Raw genomic sequence first — 24,894 nt, forward strand, 5'->3', positions numbered from 1 at the left:
GCCGGGGCGGTTCCCGAGGCCGCTCCCCGCCGACATGGTCCGGCTGCGCAGCGCCGCCCCGCCGTATCGGTAAAGTCGAGGGCATGGAATCTGCAGGAACCTTGACGTGACCACGGTGGCCGATCGCGCGCTCCGGCGCGAACTACTGCTGGACGGCGCCTGCGTGCGTTATTGGGAGTATCCCGGGCACGACGACGGCGCACCCACCCTGTTGATGATCCACGGCTTCCGGGGGGATCATCACGGGCTGGAACTGGTGGTTGACCAACTGCCCGAATACCGCGTCATCGCCCCGGATCTGCCCGGCTTTGGCGAGTCCGAACCGCTGCCCTCCAGCGGCCACGACATCGAGGGTTATACCCAGTTTCTGCACAGCCTGGCTGCGGCACTTGAACTGGGACCGGAAACCTACATCCTGGGTCACTCCTTCGGGTCCATCGTGGTCAGCCATTATCTGGTGGCGCATCCGGGCAGCTTCCGCGCCGCCGTCTTGGTCAATCCAATCAGCCAACCGGCGTTGCAGGGGCCCAAGGCGATCGCCTCCCGGCTCGCTGGGTTCTACTACTGGGCGGGCGCCAAGCTCCCCGAGCGGCTGGGCTTTGGGCTGCTGCGCAATCCGGTGATTGTTCGGGCGATGAGCATCATGATGGCCAAGACCCGGGACCCGCAACTGCGCTCCTACATCCATGCCCAGCACGATGCCTACTTCAGCGCCTTCGCTAACCGCCGGGTGGTGTTGGAAGCGTTTCGTGCGTCCATCTCCGCCGACGTCGCCCAGGTCTCCGGTGGACTGGACCTCCCGGTGCTCCTGATCGCCGGGGAACGCGACGACATCGGTTCCGTGCCCAGCCAGCGCAAGCTAGCCGAAGCCATTCCGGGCGCCCGGCTGGAAGTGATCCCCGCCGTCGGGCATTTGATCCACTACGAAACCCCGGCCCCGGCCGCCGCTTACATCCGGGACTTCATCGACGGAATGAGTGCATGAAACTCCTGATTGACGCCCGGTTCACCCGCACCGACCAACTGGACGGCATCAGCCGCTACGGTGCGAGCCTGATCGAAGCCACCGCCCGGTTGGTGGACGTGGCCATGCTGATTAACGACGAGCGTCAGTTGCAGTTCCTGCCGGACGTGCCGTGGACCAAGATCAACAGCCCGCTCTCCCCCGCCGAACTTTTCGTGGCGCGCCGCGTGAACAAGCTAGGCGCCGACGTCGTCGTCTGTCCCATGCAGACCATGGGCAGCGTCGGCCGCAACTACGGGCTCATCCTGACCCTCCATGACCTGATCTACTACTCGCACCCGAAACCTCCCGGCTTCCTGCCCAAACCTGTGCAGTGGCTCTGGCGGCTCTACCACAAGGCCTACTGGCCGCAGCGGCTGCTGCTGAACCGTGCGGACACCGTCGCCACGATTAGCCGGACCACGCAGTCGCTGATGGAACGCCGCCGGCTCACCCGCAAGCCCATCCGGATCGTCTCCAACGCCGCCCAGCCCCACGGTGCGCCGCGTGATCCTGCCGGCGGCCGGGACAAGACCTTGCTCTACATGGGCTCGTTCATGCCCTACAAGAACGTGGAAACCATCATCGACGCCATGGTTTTGCTCCCGGACTACCAACTCCATCTGCTCAGCCCCATCCGCCCGGACCGGCAGGCTGAACTTGAGGCGCGGGCTGCTGATGTGCGCCAATTGGTTTTCCACAACGGAATTTCCGACGCCGGATATCAGCAACTGCTAGAACGGACCACCGCTTTGGTCACTCTCTCCCGCGACGAAGGGTTCGGCCTGCCGCTGATCGAGGCCATGGCCGCCGGGACGCCGGTCATCGCCAGCGATATCCCGATCTTCCGCGAAGTAGGCGACGGTGCCGTCACGCTGGTCGATCCGGACCAACCGGCCGACTTCGCCGCCTCGGTGGCAGCCCTGGATCAGCCTGGAGCTTTCCGCGTTGCGTCCGAAGCGAGCCTTGCGCGGGCCGCCGCCTACGACTGGAACGAATCAGCCCGTCAACTGGTGGCCGCCGCCGAGGAAGTCATGGAGCGCCGGCGCCAACTGCGACAGAGCCAAACGCGATAGACGGCGCACGGTGTGGCAGCCCGCCCCCGGAGTTTCGCGCCGCAGTTTGGTCGATTACGAAGTAGCCACCCGCTGAACCACCCGGAGCGTGGACACGCAGAACCGTGGCGGCTCCAAGCCGTGGCGGATTCAGAACGGTGGCGGCGTGAGGTCGACGGGATTTCCGTTGTCGCTGGCATGCGGCGTGGGCGGGTGCGCGGCTTGGTGCTTGTGCCAGGTGTTCCTGAGTTTTTCGTTGAGGTCGTTGATTTCCAGGCGTTCGAAAATGTCAGCCAGTTCGCCCGGCGGTGTGACCGCCAGCGGTTCGGCGGTGGTGGTGTAGGTGATCCCCGCCGCGGTGGTCCAGTCGATGGTGCCCTGGTCCAGTTGGCGAGCTTTGGCGTAGCCCGCGGTTTTTAGCGCGTGGTGGACCTTGCAGAAACAACACATGCAGTTGACGTTCGTCTTGCCGCCTCTGGAGTAGGAGTGGACGTGATCGATTTCGCAGTGTTCGGCTGCCCGGTTGCAGCCGGGGGCCCGGCAGGTCCGGTCACGCGTGCGCAGGAACCGGCGCTGCGCCTTGGTGGGTCTGTACTGCTTCCGGTCCATCGCGAGAACCGATCCGTTGACCGGATCGGTCAAGATCCGGGTGAAGGAGGTCGCATCGCCGACCAGCCGCCGGGCAACGTCCGGGTCGATGGGACCGTACCCGTCGAGTTCGGCCGGCTCTTCACCCAGTCCCAGCAGGGTCAGCACCGGCACGGTAAGGCTGACGTGGGCCGCGATCCTTGGTCCCGGTTTGCCCATCCGGGAACCCGCAGAGATGCCGGTCAGCAGCAGGTCGGAGAGAACGTCCGCGCGCAACTGGGTGAGCGTGCGCGGCTCTTCAGCGCCCTGCAACGCGATGGCGGCGGTCTGAATCCGGGTGAACGCCGCGACCGCTTCCTCGGCCGGCAGGTACGCGTTCAGCCATGCCATCCCGTCCTCGTCCGGGTGCAGCTCGACACGCCGGTCCCGGCGCGCCTTGGTGTTCCGGACGGTGATGGACTCGGGGTGTTCGCGTTCACGCCGGGTACGTGCCCGCGCAGCGAACTTGGACCGGGTCATCGCGTCCTCGGTCGCAGTCGGCAGCATCACTGCTTCGAAGGCGCCCCGGGCGTTCTCGGGCATTGAACCGGCCTGATCCACCAGAGCCTCGGCGATCCCAGCGCTGGTATCGCCAGCTGCCAGGGCGGCCAGTGTGTTCTGGAAAGTTGCGTTGAGTTTCAGGGCCAACGCGAGCTTTTCCTGCGCCGCCCTCCGCCCCAGACGCAGCGCGCGGGCGGCCTCATCCACCACCGATGACTCGGCATCATGGCCGTTGGGGCGCTTGCCCTCCGGCTCATACGGGGTGGCCCAGGCATGCTCCTGCCCGTCGAGTGCCTGATGGTAGAGGGTATTGAGCAGGCTAAACTTGTGCGCCTCAAGCCAAGCCATAGCCCGCCCGGTCTGGACCAGCGCGCACGCGGCTTCCTCGTAAACCATAAGAGCCGGCTCCTGCCGGCCCACCACACACAAGAGCTCAAGGCCGGACAGCTGCAACCCGGCACCCGTGCAGCCCACCAAGACGTCGGCCGCGGCACCGGGGGGAAGGCCGGCACCGCCAGCCGATTCGGCGGAACCGGCCTGTTCAGGGTGGTCCGCATCGGTGGGCCGGTCGCAGCTTTCGTCGTCAAAGTACTCCCTCGGCAGCAACCCGTTTAGCGGATCCGCGCACGGCTGGTCCATTGAAGCGGCCAATGATGCTTCCATCTCCGCCCAATATTGCGCGGCTTCGGCAGAATTATCCCAGCGGCCCGACAGCCAGTCTGGATCCGGGTCAACCGGAATCCCGTCCTCGTCAAACTCCTGCACCGCACCGTAACAGCGGGCCTGCGCCGTCACGCCACCCGCGCCGGGAGCGCGTCCTTGTACTGCAGCCGGACGCGGACTGGAGCTGTCCCGGTCCCGTGGCTCAACAGGCACACCTCCCTGGCCGGAGATGTCCGGCTCGTCAGGTTCCAGCGAAGCGGGTGCCATGCACCTATTTTATTAGAATGTGACTACGAACACAATAGCTTGTGGATCGGTGTTGTGTTCTAATAAGCGCGGCCAGGAGGAAGCAGGGCGCGCGTGGCTGGAGGGAACGCGAGACGAACCCAAGCGCACGTGGCAGGAGGGAACGCGGGAGGAACCAGGGCGCACAAGGCAGGAGAAAACCCGGGAGAAACCAAGCCGCACACCCGGCGGGAAACCCAGAACGAACCGTGGCAGGAGTCCGCGTGCTAAAGCAGGTCGATACCGTCACAACGGACCTGCACCGGGTCCGGAACGCGCTTGGCGGCCAGCGCCGCCTTGCGGTGGCGCAAGGCGGCCGTGACGTGAGGCCCGTCCTGGTAGCTGAAGAACAGCAGCAGCCGGTGCTCGCCGTTCTCCCCCGGCCGCGACTGAAGCTCGCGCGCCTGCAGCTCAACCGGGCCGACGCTGCGCAGGCTGCCGCCGAGTTCAAAGTCCGCCATGAAGGCTTCGATCCCGGATGCCTTGCCGGTCAAGGCCGCAATCCGCACCGCCGGCGGCAGTTGAAGCTCGCGCCGCAGTTGCATTTCCCTGGCCGCGGCGCCCGCGGGGTCCCAGCGGACCAACGGGGCCACCACCGCATCCTGGTCAGCGGTGACAACCACGAGCCCTCCCTCCGAGGAAGGCTGAACCAGTGAGGCGGCACGGAACCACCGGCGCAGCACATCTTCCGGCGTCCGCAGGGATTCGCGGCTGAGCATGGAGTTCCCGTCCAGCAGCAGGGCCGCAGCGTAGCCGCCAGGGGCCACCGGTTCGGCACCCGGGGTGGCTACCACCAAGGCTTTCTTCGACTCCACAACCGACTTGATGTGATCCCCTGAAGAGGACACCACGGTGGCGCCGGGGAAAGCGCGGCCAAGTTCCTCGGCGGTCCGCAGGGCACCGATCGCCGAGGCACGGAGCCGATGCGATCCGCACTCGGCACAGGAGTAGTTCGTGGCCAGCCGCCCGCACCAACGGCAGGCGGGAGTGGCGGTGCGGCCCGATTGCGCCAGTGGTCCGTTGCAGTCGGTGCAACGGGCCGGGGTGCGGCAGTCCTGGCAGGACAACGCCGGCGAGAAGCCGGTTCGCGCCACCTGCACCAGCACGGGCCCGCGTTCCAGCCCTTCTTTAGCTGCCCGCCACGCGGCGTGCGGCAACCGTGCCTGCCGCAGCAGCGGGTCGCGTTCCTGCTGGAACGAGTCCGCCGTGTTCAGGATGCGTGGAGCCGCCTGGCGCAGGAACGGCCGGGACGGCATCAGCGCCGTCGCCCAACCGCTCTCAACCAGCCGCTGCACTTCGCCGCTGCGCGAGACGCCGGCAAACAGTGCCCCGCAACCGATCTGTGCCGTCCGCAGCAGCAGCACTTCGCGGGCATGCTGGTACGGGGAACGCTGCTCCACCAGCAGATCATCGCCGTCGTCCCACATGGCAACCAGACCAAGATCCTGCACCGGCGCGTAGGCCGCCGAGCGCGTACCAACCGCCACGGAAACTTCGCCGTGCAGCAGCCGCAGGTAGTTCCGGTAGCGCGGGGTTGGCCCGTCTTCGGCGGTCAGCCGCACGTACTGGTCCGCGCCGAGCACCTGCTGCAGCTCGGCTTCCAGGCTGGCCAGGTCCTTCGCGTCGGGAACAACGACAACGGCGCCGCGCCCGCTCTGCCGAACGCTGGCGACGGCGTGGGCTACTTGCGCGGCCCACGAGGCGCGGCCGTAGGACTTATGGCTGGCCAGCACTGCCCGCGGCGCAGCACCGGCGGCCAACTGGGCGAGGAAATCACCCGCCCCTTCGTAGCCGGCATAAGCATCGGCAGCTCCCGCTGGCGGTTCGGGCATCCGCGCACCATCGGCAGAAGGTTGATGGGGTTCGGCAGCATCGGCCGCCGCTGCATCCGGCGCCGGCGTCCCCGTGCCCGGCCCACCACCGGCCGGCGCCGAAACCCCGGTGCCAGGACCACCAACGGCAGGCGTCGCATCCGGTGCAACAGGCTCCTGCGGCCGGGCGGCGAACTCCTTGTCCACCTTGGCCACACGGGCAGGGATGGCTGCGCGCAGCACGTCGCTGACGTTGCCGGCGTAGCGTTCCGCCACCGCGGTGGCCAGCTGCAGCAGCTCATCGCTGAGCACCGGCTGCGCGGACACCACCTTGGCCAAGGGCGCCAGCTTGACCCCTTCCGGCGCCTCGGACGTCCGGCGGGTGATGAAGCCGCTCATCTCCTGGCCGCCGAAGCGGGCTTTGACCCGCGCGCCGGGAACCGCCTCGGCGTCGAGCGTCTCCGGTACCAAGTAGTCGAAGATGCGGTCCAGGTGCGGCAGCGACGTTTCGATCAGCACCTGGGCCACCGGGTTTGTGGCGGCGGCCGGCGAAGTGCCGGGAGGTTTCTTCGGCGCGCCGAAGCCTTGCAGCAGGCTCAGCTGATGCGGATCAGAGCCCATCGGGCTCAGGCGTTGAAGTAGCTGCGCAGTGCGTCGGCGCGGTCGGTCCGCTCCCAGGTGAAGTCCGGAATTTCGCGACCGAAGTGGCCGTGCGCTGCCGTCTGCTTGTAGATCGGCCGCTTGAGCTGCAGGTCGCTGATGATGCCCAGCGGGCGCAGGTCGAACACTTCGTTGATGGCCTGGCCGATACGGGCCGGGTCCACCGTCTCGGTCCCGAACGTCTCCACGTAGATGCCCACCGGCCGGGCCATGCCAATGGCATAGGCGATCTGGATTTCTGCCCGCCGTGCCAGGCCGGCGGCCACCACGTTCTTGGCTACCCAGCGCATGGCGTAGGCGGCCGAGCGGTCCACCTTGGACGGGTCCTTGCCCGAGAAGGCGCCGCCGCCGTGGCGGGCCATGCCGCCGTAGGTGTCCACGATGATCTTGCGCCCGGTCAGCCCGGCGTCGCCCACCGGTCCGCCGATCACGAAGTCGCCGCCCGGGTTGAGGATGTGGCGCACGTCGGTGGCGTCGAGGGAGCTGGCCGCCAGCACGGGCCCAATCACGTGCGAGGCCAGATCGGCGCGCAGATGGTCAAGGTCCACGCCGGCCTCGTGCTGGGTGGAGATGACCACGGAGTCGACGGTGATGGGCTTGTCGCCGTCGTAGCCGACGGTCACCTGCGTCTTGCCGTCCGGGCGCAGGTACGGCAGCGTCGCGTCCTTGCGGACCTCGGTCAACCGTTCGGACAGCCGGTGTGCCAGCCAGATCGGGGCCGGCATCAGCACGTCGGTTTCGTCGCTGGCATAGCCGAACATGATGCCTTGGTCGCCGGCGCCTTGGGCGTCGCGCTCGTCCTGGCCGGTGCCCTCGCGGACTTCCAAGGACTTGAAGACACCGGAGGCGATCTCCGGCGACTGCTGGCCGATGGAGACGGACACGCCGCAGCGGGCGCCGTCGAAGCCCTTGTCCGAGGAGTTGTAACCGATCTCAAGGATGGTGTCCCGGACTATCTGCGGAATCTCCACGTAGCCCTGCGTGGTGACCTCGCCGGCCACATGCACCAGGCCGGTGGTCGTCAGCGTCTCTACGGCCACCCGGGAGTCAGGGTCCTCGCGCAGCAGGGCGTCGAGGATGGCGTCGGAAATCTGGTCGCAGATCTTGTCCGGATGGCCTTCAGTCACGGACTCGGACGTGAAGAGCCGCAGATTGCTGTCAGAAGAAGTCACAGACATACCTTACTTGCTGGCGGGGACCGCCACAGAACCATCGACACGGCGCCGCGACGCCGGTCATGAAGTGAAACAGTGGGACATACGGCAGCAGCACTGCCGGCAAACGGCGTCAGCCGGAGAGTTCGTCGATGATGCGCTTGATCACCGCAGCGGCGGCGCTGTCCTTGCTGCCGCGGTGTGACTGCGGTTCGGCCCCGGTGCGTGCCAGCACGGTGATCTCGGTGTCGTCCTGGCCGAACACCAGGTCGCGGCCCACCCGGTTGAGCACCAGCAGGTCGCAGCCCTTGCGTTCGAGCTTGCTGCGCGCGTAGTCCAGCACGTTCCCGCGGTCGTCGCCGGTTTCCGCAGCGAACCCGACGATCAGCGGCGTGCCGCCGGAGCCGCGCTGCTGCACGATCTCCACCAGGATGTCCGGGTTCCGCACCAGCGTGATGACCGGGTCGGCGGCGTCGTCGCGTTTCTTGATCTTGCTGTCGGTCACTTCAGCCGGGCGGAAATCGGCCACTGCGGCGGCCATGATGACGACGTCGGAGCGAGCCGCTGCCTCCAGCGTCGCCTCGCGCAGGTCCAGGGCGGTTTCCACCGAGCTGGATTTGATCCCGTCCGGGATGGCAACCTCAAGGTGCGCGGCGATCAGTTCGACCTCGGCGCCGGCGGCCGCGGCGGCACGGGCCAGCGCGACGCCCTGTTTGCCGGACGAGCGGTTGCCCAGGAAGCGCACCGGGTCCAGCGGCTCCCGGGTGCCACCGGCGGTGATGAGCACGCGCTTGCCGGCCAGCGGGCCGGGTTCCGAAGCGGTGAGGGACGGAGCCGAGGCGGGCACCGCCGTCGTGCGCGGCGCAAGGGTACCTTCGGCGAGGCCGGCGGTGATGAAATCGTAGATATCCGCCGGTTCGGGCAGCCGGCCAGGGCCGGTGTCCGTGCCGGTCAGCCGGCCGACGGCCGGGTCCATCACGGTGCTGCCGCGGCTGCGCAGCGTGGCCACATTCGCCACGGTGGCCGGATGCTGCCACATTTCAGTGTGCATGGCCGGCACAAAAACCACCGGCGCGGCGGCCACCAGCAGCGTGTTGGTCAGCAGGTCGCCGGCCAGGCCGGCCGCGGCACGGGCCAGCAGATCGGCAGTCGCGGGGCAGACCACCACCAAGTCGGCTTCCTGCCCCAGCCGGACGTGGTTCACCGACTCCACGTCGTCGAACACGCTGTTGCTGACCGGGTTGCCGGAGAGGGCCTCCCAGGTGGCGCGGCCAACAAACTTTTCGGCGGCGTCGGTCGGGATGACGGTGACCTCGTGGCCGGCTTCCTTAAACAGCCGGAGCAGGGATGCCGATTTGTAGGCGGCGATGCCGCCGCCTACGCCAAGAATGATCCGCATGCCTGCCCCGGTTTTAAACGCTGTTGGACGTTACTCTGCGACCTTTTCAGCGGGCTTGCTGACCAGCAGGCCCTCGTTGATCTCGCGCAGCGCGATGGACAGCGGCTTCTCGTTCAGCTTGGTGTCCACCAGCGGGCCAACGTACTCGAACAGGCCTTCGTGCAGCTGCGAGTAGTAGGCGTTGATCTGGCGGGCACGCTTGGCACCATAAATAACCAGCGCGTACTTCGAGTCCGCAGCTTCCAGCAGGGAGTCGATCGGCGGGTTGATGATGCCTTCGAGGTTGGTCGACACAAAATCTCCAATTAGTTCCGGGACAATTCTTCCAAGGCCTGCTTAGCGCGGGTGCGGAAGAAGACCCATCAGTGAAACGAGCTCGTCTGCCGCCCGTTGGACATCGTCATTAACGACGGTGAAATCGAACTCGGGTTCGGCAGCAAGTTCTAGTTTAGCGGTTTCCAGCCGTTGCTGCTGTTCCTCGGCCGTTTCGGTGCCGCGGCCCACCAGCCGGCGGACCATTTCGTCCCAGCTGGGCGGGGCCAGGAACACGAACGTGGCTTCCGGCATGGACTCCTTGACCTGCCGGGCACCCTGCAGATCGATCTCCAGCAGAACCGACTTGCCATCTGCCATGGCGCGCTCCACCGTGCGGCGCAGCGTGCCGTAGCGGTTCCGCCCGTGCACCACGGCCCACTCCAGCATGTCCCCGGTAGCGACCAGCCGGTCGAACTCGTCGGGACCGACGAAAAAGTAGTGGACACCGTCCTGTTCACCGGGGCGCGGTTCACGGGTGGTGGCGGAGACGGAGAGCCAGACCTCGGGGTAATGGTCGCGGATATAGGTGGAAACGGTGCCCTTGCCGACGGCGGTGGGGCCGGCGAGAACGGTCAGGCGGGGTTTGTCGGACATATCTTCCATCTGTTACTGGGATTCCAAGTGGTTAATCAAGGCACGCCGCTGGTGGACGCCGAGGCCGCGCAGCCGGCGGCTGCGCGCGATGCCGACCGTCTCCATAATGGCGGCGGCGCGCACCTCTCCGATTCCTGGCAACGACTCGAGCAGCTCGGCGACCCGCAGCCGGCCGATGGACTCCATCGACCCGGCGGCGTCGATCACCTCGGCGATGGTCATGGCTCCGGATTTCACCTTGGCCTTGATTTCCGCGCGTTCAGCCCGGGCTGCCGTCGCCTTCAGCCGCGCGGCCGTGCGCTCGCTCTCCGTCAGCGGTCGAAGACCCACAGCTCCTCCAGACTATTCGGCCCGTAGGACAAGCGGGCCCGGCGGGCACCTTGGGCATGAATCGAACTTACCAGAACCGCACCGCTCCGGCTCGAGGCCGGAGCGGAGGCCATCTGCCAGCGGGCCGGGGCCGGAGCGGAGCCTGGTTGCCCAAGCGGGCCGGGGCCGGAGCGGAGGCCGGCTGATCAGCCGGACAAGGCTGACAGGCCGGCCAGGGTGCGTTCGGTCGCCTGGCGCAGGGCGGCGTTGTCCGGACCGGCTTTAAGGATGTCCCTGCTGGAGGTCGCCAGCACATTCCCGACGGCGGGGCCGAAGGCTTCCGCAATGTCGGCTCCGGTCGCGCCCTGGGCGCCCAGGCCCGGCGCCAGCAGCGGTCCGTTGACAGCAGCCAGGTCGAGTCCCAGCCGTTCCAGGACGTCGGCGCGGACCGTCGCTCCGACCACCAGGCCGACCGAGCCCAAGTCGCCGTCGAGTCCGGCCGCCGCATTGTCGGCCGCAGCGGCTTCCGCAATCCGGTGTGCCACCGACTCGGCACCGCCCACGTGCTGCACGGTGGCGCCTTCCGGGTTGGAGGTCAGCGCCAGCACGAACACGCCGCGGCCGGTCGCCGCCGCGAGGTCCAGCGCGGGCCGCAGCGATCCGTAACCAAGGTACGGGCTCAGGGTCACCGCGTCGGCAGCCAGCGGCGAACCGTCGCGCAGCCAGGCGTCGGCGTAGGCCGCCATGGTGGAGCCGATGTCGCCCCGCTTGGCGTCGGCGATGGTCAGCACTCCGGCCTCGGCAGAGGCCGCCAGCAGCTTCTCCAGCACGGCCATCCCGGCAGAACCGTGCCGCTCGTACAACGCCACCTGCGGCTTGAGGGCGGCAGCCTGCTCCCCCACCGCGTCCAACACGGTGAGGGAGAAGCGTTCCAGCCCTCCGGCGTCGTCGTTCAGGCCCCAGGCGGAGAGCAGCGACGGGTGCGGGTCGATCCCCACACACAGCGGCCCGCGGGCCGCCATCGTCGCCCGCAGCCGCTGCCCGAAGCTGGGCAGCGGCCGGGCGTCAGGCTCAGGCATGGAAGGCGGCCTTCAGGTTTTCGGCGTGCTCCTGCAGGCTGGTCACGTCCCACTCGTATTGCCGCATCGCTTCGATGGCCTGAATGGCGGCACCGAACTCGGACACCGTGGTGATGATCGGCGTGCCCACCGAGGTGGCCGCCGCACGGATCTCGTAACCGTCGCCGCGGGCCTGCCCGCCGGAGGGGGTGTTGAGGACCAGTCCAATGTGGCCTTCGGTAATCAGGTCAACGATGGTGCCTTCGCCGTCGTCGGAACGCCCCTCGGCGACCTTCCGTACCGTGGTGGACTGGATGCCGTTGCGGCGCAGCACTTCCGCCGTGCCGCCGGTGGAGAGGATCTCGAAGCCCAGATCCACCAGCAACTTCACCGGCATGATGATGGAGCGCTTGTCCCGGTTTGCCACCGAGACAAACACCTTGCCGGACGTCGGCAGCGCGCTGCCGGCCGCGGCCTGGCTCTTGGCAAAGGCGGTGTCGAAGTACTTGTCGATGCCCATCACCTCGCCGGTGGAGCGCATTTCCGGGCCGAGCAGCGAATCCACCACGGTGCCTTCGGGGGTGCGGAACCGGCTGAACGGCAGCACTGCCTCCTTGACCGCCACCGGAGCGTCCAGCGGCAGCCGGGAACCGTCGCCAGATTCCGGCAGCAGCTTGTGGACGCTGCGCAGCATGCCGATGCTGACGCCGGTGCCGATTAGTGCCGCGGCCTTGGCCAGCTGCACGCCGGTGGCCTTGGAGACGAACGGAACGGTGCGGGAGGCACGCGGGTTGGCTTCGATCACGTAGAGCACATCGGCGGCCAGCGCGAACTGGATGTTGATCAGGCCGCGCACGCCGACCCCCTCGGCGATAGCGGCGGTGGCGTTGCGCACCCGTTCCAGCACCTCGGCGCCCAGCGTGATCGGCGGCAGCACGCAGGCCGAGTCGCCGGAGTGGATCCCGGCCTCCTCGATGTGCTCCATGATGCCGCCGACGTAAAGGTCCTTGCCGTCGTAGAGCGCGTCGACGTCGATCTCGATGGCGTCTTCCAGGAAGCGGTCCACCAGCACCGGGTGGTCCGGCGTGATCTCGGTGGCGTTGGCAATGTAGCGGGAGAGGTTGGCCTCGTCGTAGACGATCTCCATGCCGCGGCCGCCGAGCACGTAGGACGGGCGGACCAGCACCGGGTAGCCGATTTCGTCGGCGATCTTCTTGGCCTCGTCGAAGGAGACGGCGGTGCCGTTCTTCGGCGCGATCAGGCCGGCCGAATCCAGCACGCGCTGGAACGCGCCGCGGTGTTCGGCCAGGTCGATCGCCTCCGGCGAGGTGCCGAGGATCGGGATGCCGGCGTCGGCCAGCGCCTGCGCCAGCTTCAGCGGCGTCTGGCCGCCCAGCTGCACGAACACGCCCAGCACGCCGCCGGTGCGTTCCTCGGCCGCGATGACCTCCAGCACGTCCTCCAGCGTGAGCGGCTCGAAGTACAGCCGGTTGGAGATGTCGTAGTCGGTGGAGACGGTCTCCGGGTTGCAGTTGATCATCACCGTTTCGTGCCCGGCCTTGCGCAGCGCCATGGTGGCGTGGACGCAGGAGTAGTCGAACTCGATGCCCTGGCCAATCCGGTTCGGTCCGGAGCCGAGGATGATCACCGACGGCTTGGCGTGCAGCTCAACCTCGTCCTCCTCGTCGTAGGACGAGTAGTGGTACGGGGTGTAGGCGGCGAATTCCGCGGCGCAGGTGTCCACCGTCTTGAACACCGGGCGAATGCCCAGCGCGTGCCGCACGCCGCGGACCACTGCCTCGGAGGTATTGGTCAGCTTGCCGATCTGCTGGTCGGAGAAGCCGTGCCGCTTGGCCAGCCGCAGAATGTCCTCGGTCAGCGCCGGGGCCTTGCGGATCTCGGTGGCCACTTCGTTGATCAGCTGCAGCTGGTCCAGGAACCACGGATCGATCGCGGTGGCCTCGAAGACCTGCTCGATGGTCGCGCCGCCCAGCAGCGCCCGCTGCACCAGCGAAAGCCGCTCGGTGGAGCCGAACTTCGCCTTGGCCAGCAGGTCCGGGACGTCGAAGTCGTTGACCGGGGCGAACTCCAGTTGGGCGCCCTTCTGCTCCAGCGACCGCAGCGCCTTCTGCAGCGCTTCGGTGAAGTTGCGGCCGATCGCCATGGCCTCGCCCACGGACTTCATGGTGGTGGTCAGTGTCGGGTCGGCGGCCGGGAACTTCTCGAAGGCAAAACGCGGAACCTTGACGACGACGTAGTCCAGCGTCGGTTCGAAGGCCGCCGGGGTCTGCTGCGTGATGTCGTTGGGAATCTCGTCCAGCGTGTAGCCGAGCGAGAGCTTGGTGGCGATCTTCGCGATGGCAAAGCCGGTGGCCTTGGACGCCAGCGCGGAGGACCTGGAGACGCGCGGGTTCATTTCGATCACCACAACACGGCCGGTGTCCGGTTCGATGGCGAACTGGATGTTGCAGCCGCCGGTGTCGACGCCCACTTCGCGGATCACCGCGATGGAGATGTCGCGCAGCTTCTGGAACTCGCGGTCGGTCAGCGTCATGGCAGGCGCCACCGTGATCGAGTCGCCGGTGTGCACGCCCACCGGGTCGAAGTTCTCAATCGAGCACACGACCACGACGTTGTCGTTCTTGTCGCGCATCATCTCGAGCTCGTATTCCTTCCAGCCCAGGATGCTCTCTTCGAGCAGCACCTCGCTGGTGGGGCTGTACTGGATGCCGGCTCCGGCGATCCGGCGCAGGTCCTCCGCGTTATAGGCCATGCCCGAGCCCAGGCCGCCCATGGTGAAGGACGGGCGCACCACCATGGGGTAGCCCAGTTCCTCGGCGGCGGCGAAAGCTTCGTCCATCGAGTGAACGATCACCGACTTGGCGGATTCGGCGCCACAGCGTTCGACGACGCCCTTGAACTTCTCCCGGTCTTCACCGAGCTCGATGGCCTCGATGTTCGCGCCGATCAACTCCACGTTGTACTTCTCCAGCACACCGTTCTTGTCCAGCGCGATCGCGGTGTTCAAAGCGGTCTGTCCGCCCAGCGTGGGCAGCAGGGCGTCCGGGCGCTCCTTGGCGATGATCTTTTCGACCACCTCGGGCGTGATCGGCTCAACATACGTGGCGTCGGCGAACTCCGGGTCCGTCATGATGGTGGCCGGGTTGGAGTTGACCAGGATGACCCGCAGGCCCTCCTCCTTCAGCACACGCAGCGCCTGGGTGCCGGAATAGTCGAATTCGGCCGCCTGGCCGATCACGATCGGACCGGAACCGATGACCAGGACGGATTTCAGATCTTCTCTCTTGGGCATTACTTGCTGTCCTTCGTGGTCTCGGAAGTCGTCTCGGTAGCGGGCTGGGAAGCCGTCGGGGAAGCGGTCCCGGCCTGGTTGCGGCGGGAATCCATCAGGTCGGTGAAGCGGTCGAACAGGGTGGCCGCGTCGTGCGGCCCGGCGGCCGCTTCCGGGTGGAACTGGACGGAAAAGGCGGGGATGTCCAGGCAGGACAGGCCCTCGACGACGTCGTCGTTCAGGCAGACGTGGCTAACCTCCACCCGCCCGAAGCGCTCTTCCGGGGCCAGTGTCGGCCCGCCCAGCGGGGCGTCGACGGCGAACCCGTGGTTCTGCGAGGTGATCTCCACCTTGCCGGTGCGCCGGTCCATCACCGGCACGTTGATGCCGCGGTGGCCGTAGCGCAGTTTGTAGGTGCCGAAGCCCAGCGCACGGCCCAGGATCTGGTTGCCGAAGCAGATGCCGAAGAACGGCAGGCCGGCGTCGAGCACCTTGCGCAGCAGCAGCACCTGGCGGTCGGCGGTGGCCGGGTCGCCCGGTCCGTTGGACATGAACATGCCGTCGGGTGAGACAGCCTGGACGTCCTCGAAGGTGGCGGTGGCGGGCAGCACGTGCACCCGGATCCCGCGCTCGGCAAACCGGACCGGAGTCATGGCCTTGATGCCCAGGTCCAGGGCGGCGACGGTAAAGCGGGGCTCGCCCTCCCAGCCATGCTCTGCCGGTTCGACGACGTAGGCTTCGGTGACGCTGACCTCTTCGGCGAGCCGGGAGCCTTCCATCGACGGCTGCGCGGCGACCTCGGCCACCAGGTCAGCGGCGGGGCGGCTTGCGGCGTCGCCGGAGAAGATGCCGGCCTTCATCGCGCCGCGCTCGCGCAGGTGGCGGGTCAGCGCGCGGGTGTCCACGCCCTGGATGCCCACGATGCCCTGGTTGACCAGTTCGTCGTCCAGGCTGCGCTCGGAGCGCCAGTTGGAAGCGCGGCGGGCTGGATCGCGGACCACGTAGCCGGCCACCCAGATTTTGCGCGATTCCGCGTCGTCGTCGTTCACCCCGGTGTTGCCGATGTGCGGTGCGGTCTGCACCACCAGCTGGCGGGCGTAGGACGGATCGGTGAGGGTCTCCTGGTAGCCGGTCATGCCGGTGGCGAAGACCGCTTCGCCCAGTGTGGTTCCCCGGGCACCGTAGCTGCGGCCGCGGAAGGTCCGGCCGTCTTCGAGCACCAGCAGCGCCGGTGCGGTTGCGGAGGTTGTTTCTGCGCTCACGATGTTTCCTAGTCTTCCTGTACGGCGGGTAGGTATGTCTGCAGCTGCGCCAGCAGCGGTTGTTTATCGGCGGCCTGCCGGGTGCGGAAGGCGGTGTCGACGTCGCGCTCCCCCAGTTTCCACGTGATCACGGCGAGCCCTTCGGATTCCACGAACTTGCCCACCATGCCGCTCTCGGTGCGGACACCGGAAATGGTTGCAGCCGGAATGTAGAGGTCGGTGGCGCCGGGCCGCTCGATCAGCACACCGTGCGGATAGGTCCGCAGCGAGGCCTTGGTCCGGATGCCCAGGCCGTGGACGGCCACCCGGTCCAGCCAGTCCCCCGCCGTGGTGGTGACCACGTACATGCCTTCGTAGTAGCCGGTGGGGTTGGCGGTGTCCGCCGGGATCTGCGGCAGCGGCGCGATGTCCTGCTGGCGCTTGAGCCGGTTCCGCCAGCCCACCGCCACCAGCACAATCAGCACGACGGCGACGGCCAGCATCACCAGGCCGGCTTGGATCTGGCCCATCAGCCCTCCTCTGCCGGGCGGGCGGGCGTGTTCAGGGCGCCGTCCAGCACGGTGGGGTGTCCGTTGAGGAACGTGGCCACCACGCGGCCGGGCAGTTTCCGGCCGGCAAACGGCGAGTTCCGGCCCTTGGTGGCCATGGCCGACGGTTCTACCGTCCAGCGGGCCGCGGGGTCCACCAGCGTGATGTTGGCCGCCACTCCGGCTGCCAACGGCTGACCCTGGCCGGCCAACCGGCCGATCCGCGCCGGCATGGCGGAGGTGATCCGGGCGAAGTCGGCCCAGCCGATCAGCCCGGATTCGATCATGGTGTGCTGCACCACGGACAGCGCGGTTTCCAGGCCAGTCATGCCCATCGCCGCCTGCGCCCACTCGCATTCCTTCGCCTCGGAGGGGTGCGGGGCGTGGTCGGTGCCGATCACGTCGATCGTGCCGTCGGCCAGGCCGGCGCGCAGCGCCTGCACGTCCTCGTCGGTGCGCAGCGGCGGGTTGACCTTGTAGACCGGGTCGTAGCTGCGGACCAGTTCGTCCGTCAGCCAGAGGTGGTGCGGCGTGACCTCGGCGGTGACCTTGATGCCGCGGGCCTTGGCCCAGCGGATGATCTCCACCGATCCGGCCGTCGAGACGTGGCAGACGTGCAGCCGCGAGTCTACGTGCTGGGCCAGCAGCACGTCGCGGGCGATGATGCTTTCCTCGGCCACGGCCGGCCAGCCAGTCATGCCCAGCACCGCCGAAACGGTGCCTTCGTTCATCTGCGCGCCGTCGGTCAACCGCGGCTCCTGCGCGTGCTGGGCGATCACGCCGTCGAACGCCTTGACGTACTCCAGCGCGCGGCGCATCAGCACCGGATCCGAGACGCAGATGCCGTCGTCGGAGAACACCCGGACGCGGGCGCGGGAATCGGCCATCGCGCCCAGTTCGGCCAGCCGTTCGCCGGCCAGGCCAACGGTCACCGCGCCCACCGGGCGGACGTCGGCCCAGCCGGCGGTGCGGCCCAGCGTGTACACCTGTTCGACCACGCCGGCCGTATCGGCCACCGGCGACGAATTCGCCATCGCATGCACCGCGGTGAAGCCACCCAGGGCTGCGGCACGGGTGCCGGTTTCCACCGTTTCCGCGTCCTCGCGCCCCGGCTCGCGCAGGTGGGTGTGCAGGTCCACCATGCCGGGCAGCGCAATCAGCCCGTCGGCGTCAACCACGACGGCGCCTGCCGCGCTGAGCGCGCTGCCGACCTCGGCGATCTTCCCGTCGCGAACCAGCAGGTCGGCCCGGTCCCCGCCGGTTAGCGAGGCCCCGCGGATCAGATAGCTGGTCTCGGTCTTGGACGCGGTCACTTGGCCTCCTGGGCGGCGGTCGGTGCGGGAGCGGCGGACTCGGTGCCGCCGGAAAGCAGAAGGTAGAGGGCGGCCATCCGTACGGCCACGCCGTTGCGGACCTGGTCCAGCACGGTGGATCGCGGCGAATCGGCTGCGGCCGAGGAGATTTCCAGCCCGCGGTTCATCGGGCCGGGGTGCATGATGATGGTGCCGTCGCGGCCGGAAGCGTCCAGCGCTGCCAGCCGGAGGTCGTTGAAGCCCCAGCGGCTGGAGTACTCCTGCGTGGACGGGAAGTAGGCGGCGTTCATCCGCTCGCCCTGGACACGCAGCATCATCACGGCGTCCGTGCCGGCCGCCAACGTGGCGTCCAGGTCGTAGCTGATGGTGCACGGCCACTCGCGGCTGCCCACCGGCAGCAGCGTCGGCGGCGCCACCATGGTGACCTCGGCGCCCAGCGTACGCAGCAGCCAGAGGTTGGAGCGCGCCACCCGGGAGTGCAGGATGTCCCCCACAATGGCCACCTTCATGCCGGCCAGGTCCGTGCCGGTTGAGCCGGTGCCGTTGAGCTTGGCCCAGGTGCGCCGCAGCGTGAACGCGTCCAGCAGCGCCTGGGTGGGGTGCTCGTGGGTGCCGTCGCCGGCGTTGACCACGGTGGCGTCAATCCAGCCTGAAGCGGCCAGCCGCGCCGGCGCGCCGGAGGCCCAGTGCCGGATCACGACGGCGTCGGCGCCCATCGCTTCCAGGGTTTGCGCGGTGTCCTTGAGCGATTCGCCCTTGGACACCGAGGATCCCTTGGCGGCGAAATTGATCACGTCGGCCGAGAGCCGCTTGGCGGCGGCCTCAAAGGAGATGCGGGTGCGGGTGGAGTCCTCGAAGAAGAGGTTGACCACGGTGCGGCCGCGCAGCACGGGCAGTTTCTTGACCTCGCGCAGCGATACGGCGGACATTTCCTCGGCAGTATCCAGGATCTGCACCGCGTCCGGCTTGGCCAGGTCGGCGGTGGACAGCAGGTGTTTCATGCGCTGAAGTCCTCGATCACTACCTCGTCAGCGGCCGGGCTGCCGTTGTTCGTATCAATTTCGGCCAGCCGGACCCGGACCTTCTCCACCGAGGAGGTGGGCAGGTTCTTGCCGACGTGGTCGGCCCGGATCGGGAGCTCGCGGTGCCCTCGGTCCACCAGGACGGCCAGCCGGACGATCCGCGGCCGGCCCAGGTCCACCAGGGCGTCCAGGGCCGCGCGGATGGTGCGGCCGGAGTAGAGCACGTCGTCCACCAGCACCACGACCTTGTCGTCGATGCCGGCTGCCGGCAGCTGGGTCGGCAGCGGGGTGCGCGTGGGGTGGCGGCGGAGGTCGTCGCGGAACATGGTCACGTCCAACTGGCCGATGATGTCTTCGGCAGCGACGGAAGGATCGGCGGCCGCGATTTTGGCGGCCAGCCGGCGGGCCAGTGGATAACCGCGGCGCGGGATGCCCAACAGGACCAGATCTTGGGACCCTTTGTTCGCCTCGAGGATCTCGTGGGCGATGCGGGTCAATGCGCGGTTGATGTCCGCTTCGGCAAGTACAACTCGCGACGATGCCGGCTGTTGCGCCGGTGAGCCCGTGTTCATCTTTTGCCGCCTCCTTCCCCGCCTCACTGGACGGAATTTAAAGGTTGCTTGCGCCCTCAAAATTACCACGGCCGGCCCCGCCGGCCTGCTTCATGACGGCTGCACGACGGCGATCCGTGGCCGATGTGGGCAAGCTCACCGGACGGCGGGCCGGCTGTGGCGGCTGCGGGGAAAACGAACCGGCTGGACCGGCAGACGACAACGGCGGGTGCCCCGCAAAGTGGGCACCCGCCGTCGTACGCGGGACGGTGGCTGAACCGGCGGCTCAGGCCAGCAGGGTGGGCTTGAGCTGCTGCAGCCGGCCCAACAGGCCGTTGACGAAGGACGGCGACTCGTCGGTTGACAGCGTCTTGGCCAGTTCCACCGCTTCGCTCACCGCAACGCCGTCGGGCACGTCGTCGTTGTAGAGCAGTTCCCACGAGCCGACGCGCAGGATGATGCGGTCCACCGCGGGCATCCGGTCCAACGTCCAGCCCTGGGCGTAGGTGGCCAGGAACTCGTCGATGGTGGGCTGCAGGGCGGCAACGCCCTCCACGATCTGCGCGGTGTAGGGATTGATCACCTGGTCCGTCTTGCCCCGGCCGGCCAGCGCCTCGGCTGCGCTCACGCCGCGCTGTTCGGCTTCAAAAAGGACATCGACGGCCCTGCGGCGGGCCTTGCCGCGGGCTGAAGTAGGGGCACTCACTAGTCGTTGACTCGTCCCAGGTAGTCGCCGGTGCGGGTGTCGACCTTGACCTTGGTGCCGGTCTCCAGGAACAGCGGGACCTGGATCTGGTAGCCGGTCTCCACGGTGGCGGGCTTGGTGCCGCCGGTGGAGCGGTCGCCCTGCAGCCCGGGCTCGGTGTAGGTGATCTCCATGACCACGGAGGCCGGCAGCTCGATGTAGAGCGGGATGCCGTCGTGCATGGCGATGTTGACCTTGATGTTTTCCAGCAGGAAGTTCTCGTCCTCGCCGACGACCGGACCGGGAACGGTGACCTGGTCGTAGTCCTGCACGTCCATGAAGACGAAGTCGTCGCCGTCCTTGTACAGGTAGGTGTAATCGCGGCGGTCCACCGTGGCGGTTTCAATCTTCAGGCCGGCGTTGAACGTCTTGTCCTGGATCTTGCCGCTGACGACATTCTTGATCTTGGTGCGCACGAACGCGCCGCCCTTGCCCGGCTTCACGTGCTGGAACTCAATGACGTTCCAAAGCTGGCCGTCCATTTTCAGCACGGTGCCGTTCTTGATGTCGTTGGTTGTGGCCACAGTTTCACTTTCGTTGATGATGGCGGGCCGCCGGCGGAAGGTCCGCCCGGCCCGGAGCGAAGTCCAGCAGACATTCTACCTGCTGGTGCGTTGCCCGCCCGAAGCAGCGCATGTTTCAGGTGGCCGGACCCACCGATGCGGGTGCGTGGCCCGAGTGGTCGGCCACCTGATGCCGGTGCGTTACCGGGTGGTCTCCCCGGCCGAGGCCGCTGGGTGCAGGACATTGGGTGCACCCGGAGATGATCGGGTGCGGGGTGGTGCGGCGGCGGGGCGCGGCGGCAAAGCCTATCCTTCAGGGCAGGGTTTGCCTGCGAGGGCAGGGTATGCCTGCGAGGGCAGGGGCCATAACCCCAGCACTCGCAGCTAAACCCCGCCCTCGTGTCCTGGGAGCCGAAGCGCTACTCCCTACGAAGGCGGCCAGTGCTACTCGGCAGCTGTGCTACTCGGCGCCGGGGCTACTCGGCGATTTCCTGGTAGGCGGCGAACAACAGTGAGGTGTCCGGGACGTCCAGGATGCCGGGCTTGGCCAGTCCGTCCAGCACCACGAAGCGCAGCAGGTCGCCGCGGGCCTTCTTGTCCCGCTTCATTCCGTCCAGCAGCGCGGCCCAGCGGTCGCGGCGGTAGCTGACCGGAAGCCCGAGGGACGTCAGGATTGCCTGGTGCCGGTCGGCGGTGGCGTCGTCCAGCCGGCCCACCATCCGGGACAGCTCGGCGGCAAAGGCCAGTCCGATCGAAACGGCCGCCCCGTGGCGCATCTGGTAGCGCTCGGCCAGCTCGATCGCGTGGCCGAGCGTGTGCCCGTAATTGAGGAATTCGCGGCGGCCCGATTCGCGCAGGTCGGCGGAAACCACTTCGGCCTTGACCCGGATGGCACGCTCGATAATCTCCCGCAACTGGGCGGTACCGGCGGTGCTGGCAGCCTTCGGGTCGGCCTCGATCAGGTCCAGAATGGCGGGATCGGCGATGAAGCCGCACTTGACCGCTTCGGCCATGCCGGTGATCAGTTCGTTGGGCGGCAGCGTCTGCAGCGCGTCCAGGTCGGCCAGGACGGCGGCCGGCGGATGGAACGCGCCCACCAGGTTCTTGCCCTCGGCGGTGTTGATCCCGGTCTTGCCGCCCACTGCGGCATCCACCATGCCCAGCAGGCTGGTGGGGATGTGCACCACCTTGACGCCGCGCAGCCAGGTTGCGGCCACGAAGCCGGCCACGTCGGTGACCGCCCCGCCGCCCACCGCCACAATGGCGTCCGAGCGGGTGAAGTCGTTCTTGCCCAGCACTTCCCAGCAGAACGAAGCCACCTGGATGTGTTTGCCCTCCTCGGCGTCCGGGATCTCGGCGGTCAGCGCTTCCATCCCGTTCGAGGCCAGGTCCTCGCGCACGGCGTCGCCGGTGGCACGCAGCGCCCGCGGATGGATCACCAGCACCTTGCGGACCCGCTCCCCCAGCACCTGCGGCAGCCGGCCCAGCAGCGCATGGCCGACGACGACGTCGTACGCCTCCTGGGGTGTGTTCCCGGTGACGGGGATGACGGTTGCCTCGGTGTTGCTCACGGTTCGTGCCTTTCCTCAAGCAGTTGTCTCAGTTCGGCCAGCAACTGCTGCTGGCTTTTGCCGCGGGTGTCCAGCACCACGTCGGCCAGGCGCTCGTATACCGGCCGACGCTGCCGGAGGGTTTCGGTCCACCGGCCCACGGGATCGCCGGCGAGCAGCGGCCTGCCGGTGTCCTTGATGATGCGCGGACGCACCGTGTCCACATCGATGTCCAGGAAGACCACGGTGCAGTTGGCCAGCAACTGCTGCGTGCCGGTATCCAGGATGGCGCCGCCGCCCAGCGAGACCACGGCGGGCGGTTTGCCTTCTCCCAGCAGCGCCGCTACCTCGCGGGCTTCGAGTTCGCGGAAGGCATGCTCGCCCATGGAGGTGAAGATCGCGGGAATCGGACCGTGCCGTTCGACCAGCCGCTTGTCGCTGTCCGCGAAAGCCAGGCCGTGCCGGCTGGCAAACTGGCTGCCCAGCGTCGACTTGCCCGACGCCATGGGACCAATCAGCACCAAGTGGCGCCGCAGCCGCAACGGTTCCCCGGCTGCCACTAGTGGCCGATCGAATCCAGCGACTCCGGAATGGCCGCCAGATAGGACCGCAGGTTGCGTGCCGTCTCGGCCACGGAGTCGCCGCCGAACTTCTCGGTGACGGCCTGGGCCAGCACCAGCGCCACCATGGCCTCGGCGACGACGCCGGAGGCCGGCACGGCGCAAACATCCGAACGCTGGTGGTGGGCTTTGGCCGGCTCGCCGGTGCTGACGTCGATGGTGGCCAGCGCACGGGGCACCGTGGCAATCGGCTTCATGGCCGCGCGGACGCGCAGCGTCTCGCCGATGCTCATGCCGCCTTCGATGCCGCCGGCACGGTTGCTGGCACGCACAATGGTGCCGTTCTCGTCGCGGACGATTTCGTCATGGGCAGCGGAGCCGCGGCGGGCCGCGGTGAGGAAACCGTCCCCGACCTCCACGCCCTTGATCGCCTGAATGCCCATCAGCGCGGCGGCCAGGCGCGCGTCCAGCCGGCGGTCCCAATGCACGTAGCTGCCCAGTCCCGGCGGCAGCCCGTAGGCCAGCACCTCAACCACGCCGCCCAGGGTTTCACCTTCCTTGTGCGCCTGATCCACTTCCTGCACCATGGCCCGGGAGGTCCCGGCGTCAAAGCAGCGCAACGGATCTTCGTCCAGGGCCAGGACGTCGTCCGGCAGGGGAAGCGGGCTGCCTTCGGGAACCGAAACCCCGCCGACCGCGGTGGTGTGGCTGACCAACCGAATCCCCAAGGCGGAGAGGAACTTCGCGGCTACCGTTCCCAGGGCTACCCGTGCAGCTGTCTCGCGGGCACTGGCGCGCTCCAGCACCGGACGGGCTTCATGGAAGCCGTACTTCTGCATGCCGGTGAAGTCTGCGTGGCCGGGCCGCGGCCGGGTGAGCGGGGCGTTGCGGGCCAGATCCTCCAACAGTGCAGGATCGACCGGGTCGGCTGACATGACGGTTTCCCACTTGGGCCATTCGGTGTTGGCTACTTCGATGGCTACCGGGCCGCCCTGCGTCAGGCCGTGGCGGACGCCGCCCACCAGGGTGACCTTGTCCTGTTCGAATTTCATCCGGGCGCCGCGGCCATAGCCCAAGCGCCGCCGCGCCAGCGCATCCTGGACCTCCGCTGCGGTCAGTTCGACGCCGGCGGGGACGCCTTCGATAATTCCTACCAGGGCCGGACCATGGGATTCACCGGCGGTTAACCAACGCAACATGGATTCAATACTGCCATGCCTCAGCGGGCTGTTCAGCGCCGCGGTGCACCCACCGCGTCACACATCACATTTATGACATCGGCGGTGTTGGTGAAGCGGTCACCGGCGAACAAGCGCACCTGCTCGACCGCCTGGTAAATGAGCATTTCCAAGCCGTGCACCACCGAGCCGCCCTGGGCCCGCCAGGCGGCCGCCAGCTCGCTGGGCCACGGATCATAGGCAACATCAAGCAGCACGTTACCGCTGCGGTCCGCTGCCTGGCCCGCCAACCGTGCAGCCAAGGGGTCCGCAGAGTGCGGTGGGAGCGTGCAGACCACGATGCCGGCCTGCTGCACCGCGGCGGCTGCGTGGTCCCAGCCGGCTATCTGGAGCGGGAGTCCCAGGTGCTCGGCAATCGCCTGCACATTGGCCGCCTTGGCCGGGTCCCGCAGGCACAGGGTCACGCCGGAGGGTTTCAGCTCGGCCAGCGCGGCCGCAGCAGCGGCAGCGGTGCCGCCGCCACCCAGAATGACTGCCGGCCGGCCCACACGGGCACCACCGTGGCGCAGCGCGCCGACGATGCCCGCCACGTCGGTATTGTGACCGGACAGCGTCACCCGCCCCTCGCCGTCGTACTCGGGAACCACGGTGTTGAGCACGCCCAGCAAATCCACCAGCGGGCTGGTGCTGTCCACCTGGCCGACCATCGCCGCCTTCAGCGGCATGGTCACCGACAGCCCCGCCCACCCCGGCTCGGCGCGCAGGGTCCGGACGAACTGCGGAACGTCGTCCGCGGTGACGTCGATGGCCCGGTAGCTGCAGTCGAAGCCAATCAGCTCATAGGCGGCCCGGTGCAGCGCGGGCGACCGCGAGTGGCCGATCGGATGCCCGAGCACGGCGGCCTGGTACTGGTGCGCAGCCGGCAACGCGCCGGCAGGTACGCCGTCGGCTGCCACG

At 68.0% G+C, this 24,894-nt stretch carries 22 protein-coding genes; 2 read left to right on the forward strand and 20 right to left on the reverse strand.

Going from position 1 to position 24,894, the window contains the following annotated elements:
- Positions 1-106: 106 nt before the first annotated feature.
- Positions 107-985: an alpha/beta fold hydrolase gene (locus tag AC5RWX_RS06305; RefSeq protein ID WP_493941062.1), complete on the forward strand. Its 879-nt coding sequence runs from the start codon at positions 107-109 to the stop codon at positions 983-985.
- The gene (locus AC5RWX_RS06310) at positions 982-2,079 is read left to right on the forward strand and encodes a glycosyltransferase family 4 protein (RefSeq protein ID WP_494097060.1); all 1,098 of its coding nucleotides are present in this window, start codon (positions 982-984) and stop codon (positions 2,077-2,079) included. Before AC5RWX_RS06305 ends, AC5RWX_RS06310 begins: the two co-directional genes overlap by 4 nt.
- Positions 2,080-2,208: 129 nt before the next feature.
- Here the strand turns inward: AC5RWX_RS06310 and AC5RWX_RS06315 are convergent, their stop codons facing one another.
- The 20 genes from AC5RWX_RS06315 to AC5RWX_RS06410 all read right to left on the reverse strand — a co-directional run bounded on the left by AC5RWX_RS06315 (position 2,209) and on the right by AC5RWX_RS06410 (position 24,893).
- Positions 2,209-4,116 carry an HNH endonuclease signature motif containing protein gene (locus AC5RWX_RS06315; RefSeq protein ID WP_494097061.1) on the reverse strand — a complete coding sequence of 636 codons (1,908 nt, stop codon included), beginning with the start codon at positions 4,114-4,116 and terminating at the stop codon, positions 2,209-2,211.
- 245 nt (positions 4,117-4,361) lie between these two features.
- Positions 4,362-6,566: a primosomal protein N' gene (locus AC5RWX_RS06320; RefSeq protein ID WP_494097062.1), complete on the reverse strand. Its 2,205-nt coding sequence runs from the start codon at positions 6,564-6,566 to the stop codon at positions 4,362-4,364.
- A 5-nt stretch (positions 6,567-6,571) separates the two neighbouring features.
- A complete protein-coding gene (metK, locus tag AC5RWX_RS06325) occupies positions 6,572-7,777 on the reverse strand; it encodes a methionine adenosyltransferase (RefSeq protein ID WP_493941066.1) in 1,206 nt (401 codons plus the stop codon).
- Between the two features lie 115 nt (positions 7,778-7,892).
- On the reverse strand, positions 7,893-9,158 hold the full coding sequence (coaBC, locus tag AC5RWX_RS06330; protein ID WP_494097063.1) for a bifunctional phosphopantothenoylcysteine decarboxylase/phosphopantothenate--cysteine ligase CoaBC: 1,266 nt from the start codon (positions 9,156-9,158) through the stop codon (positions 7,893-7,895).
- A gap of 30 nt (positions 9,159-9,188) precedes the next feature.
- Positions 9,189-9,452, reverse strand: a complete 264-nt coding sequence (gene rpoZ, locus AC5RWX_RS06335) for a DNA-directed RNA polymerase subunit omega (protein WP_493941068.1) — start codon at positions 9,450-9,452, stop codon at positions 9,189-9,191.
- A gap of 42 nt (positions 9,453-9,494) precedes the next feature.
- Positions 9,495-10,067, reverse strand: coding sequence for a guanylate kinase (gene gmk / locus AC5RWX_RS06340; RefSeq protein WP_493941069.1), 573 nt, complete (start codon positions 10,065-10,067; stop codon positions 9,495-9,497).
- Positions 10,068-10,079: 12 nt separating this feature from the next.
- Positions 10,080-10,397 carry an integration host factor, actinobacterial type gene (gene mihF / locus AC5RWX_RS06345; protein ID WP_493941070.1) on the reverse strand — a complete coding sequence of 106 codons (318 nt, stop codon included), beginning with the start codon at positions 10,395-10,397 and terminating at the stop codon, positions 10,080-10,082.
- A 185-nt stretch (positions 10,398-10,582) separates the two neighbouring features.
- The gene (pyrF, locus tag AC5RWX_RS06350) at positions 10,583-11,455 is read right to left on the reverse strand and encodes an orotidine-5'-phosphate decarboxylase (protein WP_493957662.1); all 873 of its coding nucleotides are present in this window, start codon (positions 11,453-11,455) and stop codon (positions 10,583-10,585) included.
- A complete protein-coding gene (gene carB, locus AC5RWX_RS06355; protein WP_493957663.1) occupies positions 11,448-14,747 on the reverse strand; it encodes a carbamoyl-phosphate synthase large subunit in 3,300 nt (1,099 codons plus the stop codon). The genes pyrF and carB overlap by 8 nt, the downstream gene beginning before the upstream one ends.
- Positions 14,747-15,988: a glutamine-hydrolyzing carbamoyl-phosphate synthase small subunit gene (carA, locus tag AC5RWX_RS06360; RefSeq protein WP_493957664.1), complete on the reverse strand. Its 1,242-nt coding sequence runs from the start codon at positions 15,986-15,988 to the stop codon at positions 14,747-14,749. The genes carB and carA overlap by 1 nt, the downstream gene beginning before the upstream one ends.
- Positions 15,989-15,996: 8 nt before the next feature.
- Positions 15,997-16,497 (reverse strand): PH-like domain-containing protein, encoded by a 501-nt coding sequence (locus tag AC5RWX_RS06365; RefSeq protein ID WP_493943170.1) that lies wholly within the window; start codon positions 16,495-16,497, stop codon positions 15,997-15,999.
- Entirely contained in the window at positions 16,497-17,828 is a 1,332-nt protein-coding gene (locus tag AC5RWX_RS06370; RefSeq protein ID WP_493957666.1) for a dihydroorotase, read from the reverse strand. The genes AC5RWX_RS06365 and AC5RWX_RS06370 overlap by 1 nt, the downstream gene beginning before the upstream one ends.
- Complete coding sequence (locus tag AC5RWX_RS06375; RefSeq protein ID WP_493941076.1) at positions 17,825-18,829, reverse strand: aspartate carbamoyltransferase catalytic subunit; 1,005 nt, start codon at positions 18,827-18,829, stop codon at positions 17,825-17,827. The genes AC5RWX_RS06370 and AC5RWX_RS06375 overlap by 4 nt, the downstream gene beginning before the upstream one ends.
- Positions 18,826-19,422, reverse strand: coding sequence for a bifunctional pyr operon transcriptional regulator/uracil phosphoribosyltransferase PyrR (gene pyrR, locus AC5RWX_RS06380; protein ID WP_493941077.1), 597 nt, complete (start codon positions 19,420-19,422; stop codon positions 18,826-18,828). The genes AC5RWX_RS06375 and pyrR overlap by 4 nt, the downstream gene beginning before the upstream one ends.
- 265 nt (positions 19,423-19,687) lie before the next feature.
- A complete protein-coding gene (gene nusB / locus AC5RWX_RS06385; protein WP_493941078.1) occupies positions 19,688-20,107 on the reverse strand; it encodes a transcription antitermination factor NusB in 420 nt (139 codons plus the stop codon).
- The gene (gene efp / locus AC5RWX_RS06390) at positions 20,107-20,670 is read right to left on the reverse strand and encodes an elongation factor P (RefSeq protein WP_493941079.1); all 564 of its coding nucleotides are present in this window, start codon (positions 20,668-20,670) and stop codon (positions 20,107-20,109) included. The genes nusB and efp overlap by 1 nt, the downstream gene beginning before the upstream one ends.
- Positions 20,671-21,125: 455 nt before the next feature.
- The gene (gene aroB, locus AC5RWX_RS06395; RefSeq protein WP_493957667.1) at positions 21,126-22,220 is read right to left on the reverse strand and encodes a 3-dehydroquinate synthase; all 1,095 of its coding nucleotides are present in this window, start codon (positions 22,218-22,220) and stop codon (positions 21,126-21,128) included.
- The gene (locus AC5RWX_RS06400) at positions 22,217-22,759 is read right to left on the reverse strand and encodes a shikimate kinase (RefSeq protein ID WP_493941081.1); all 543 of its coding nucleotides are present in this window, start codon (positions 22,757-22,759) and stop codon (positions 22,217-22,219) included. Before AC5RWX_RS06400 ends, aroB begins: the two co-directional genes overlap by 4 nt.
- Complete coding sequence (gene aroC / locus AC5RWX_RS06405) at positions 22,759-23,958, reverse strand: chorismate synthase (protein ID WP_493957668.1); 1,200 nt, start codon at positions 23,956-23,958, stop codon at positions 22,759-22,761. Before aroC ends, AC5RWX_RS06400 begins: the two co-directional genes overlap by 1 nt.
- A 32-nt stretch (positions 23,959-23,990) precedes the next feature.
- Positions 23,991-24,893 carry a shikimate dehydrogenase gene (locus tag AC5RWX_RS06410; protein WP_493957747.1) on the reverse strand — a complete coding sequence of 301 codons (903 nt, stop codon included), beginning with the start codon at positions 24,891-24,893 and terminating at the stop codon, positions 23,991-23,993.
- Position 24,894 lies beyond the last annotated feature (1 nt).

It is taken from the genome of Arthrobacter sp. SPT-J7, from assembly GCF_059089965.1.

Bases quoted from the DNA above. Each gene is read 5' to 3' on its own strand.
- AC5RWX_RS06375 (WP_493941076.1), bottom strand. From the start codon at position 18,829: ATGAAACACCTGCTGTCCACCGCCGACCTGGCCAAGCCGGACGCGGTG.
- coaBC (WP_494097063.1), bottom strand. From the start codon at position 9,158: ATGCGGATCATTCTTGGCGTAGGCGGCGGCATCGCCGCCTACAAATCG.
- gmk (WP_493941069.1), bottom strand. From the start codon at position 10,067: ATGTCCGACAAACCCCGCCTGACCGTTCTCGCCGGCCCCACCGCCGTC.
- AC5RWX_RS06320 (WP_494097062.1), bottom strand. From the start codon at position 6,566: ATGGGCTCTGATCCGCATCAGCTGAGCCTGCTGCAAGGCTTCGGCGCG.
- aroC (WP_493957668.1), bottom strand. From the start codon at position 23,958: ATGTTGCGTTGGTTAACCGCCGGTGAATCCCATGGTCCGGCCCTGGTA.
- pyrR (WP_493941077.1), bottom strand. From the start codon at position 19,422: ATGAACACGGGCTCACCGGCGCAACAGCCGGCATCGTCGCGAGTTGTA.
- AC5RWX_RS06365 (WP_493943170.1), bottom strand. From the start codon at position 16,497: ATGGGCCAGATCCAAGCCGGCCTGGTGATGCTGGCCGTCGCCGTCGTG.
- pyrF (WP_493957662.1), bottom strand. From the start codon at position 11,455: ATGCCTGAGCCTGACGCCCGGCCGCTGCCCAGCTTCGGGCAGCGGCTG.
- AC5RWX_RS06315 (WP_494097061.1), bottom strand. From the start codon at position 4,116: ATGGCACCCGCTTCGCTGGAACCTGACGAGCCGGACATCTCCGGCCAG.
- AC5RWX_RS06310 (WP_494097060.1), top strand. From the start codon at position 982: ATGAAACTCCTGATTGACGCCCGGTTCACCCGCACCGACCAACTGGAC.
- carB (WP_493957663.1), bottom strand. From the start codon at position 14,747: ATGCCCAAGAGAGAAGATCTGAAATCCGTCCTGGTCATCGGTTCCGGT.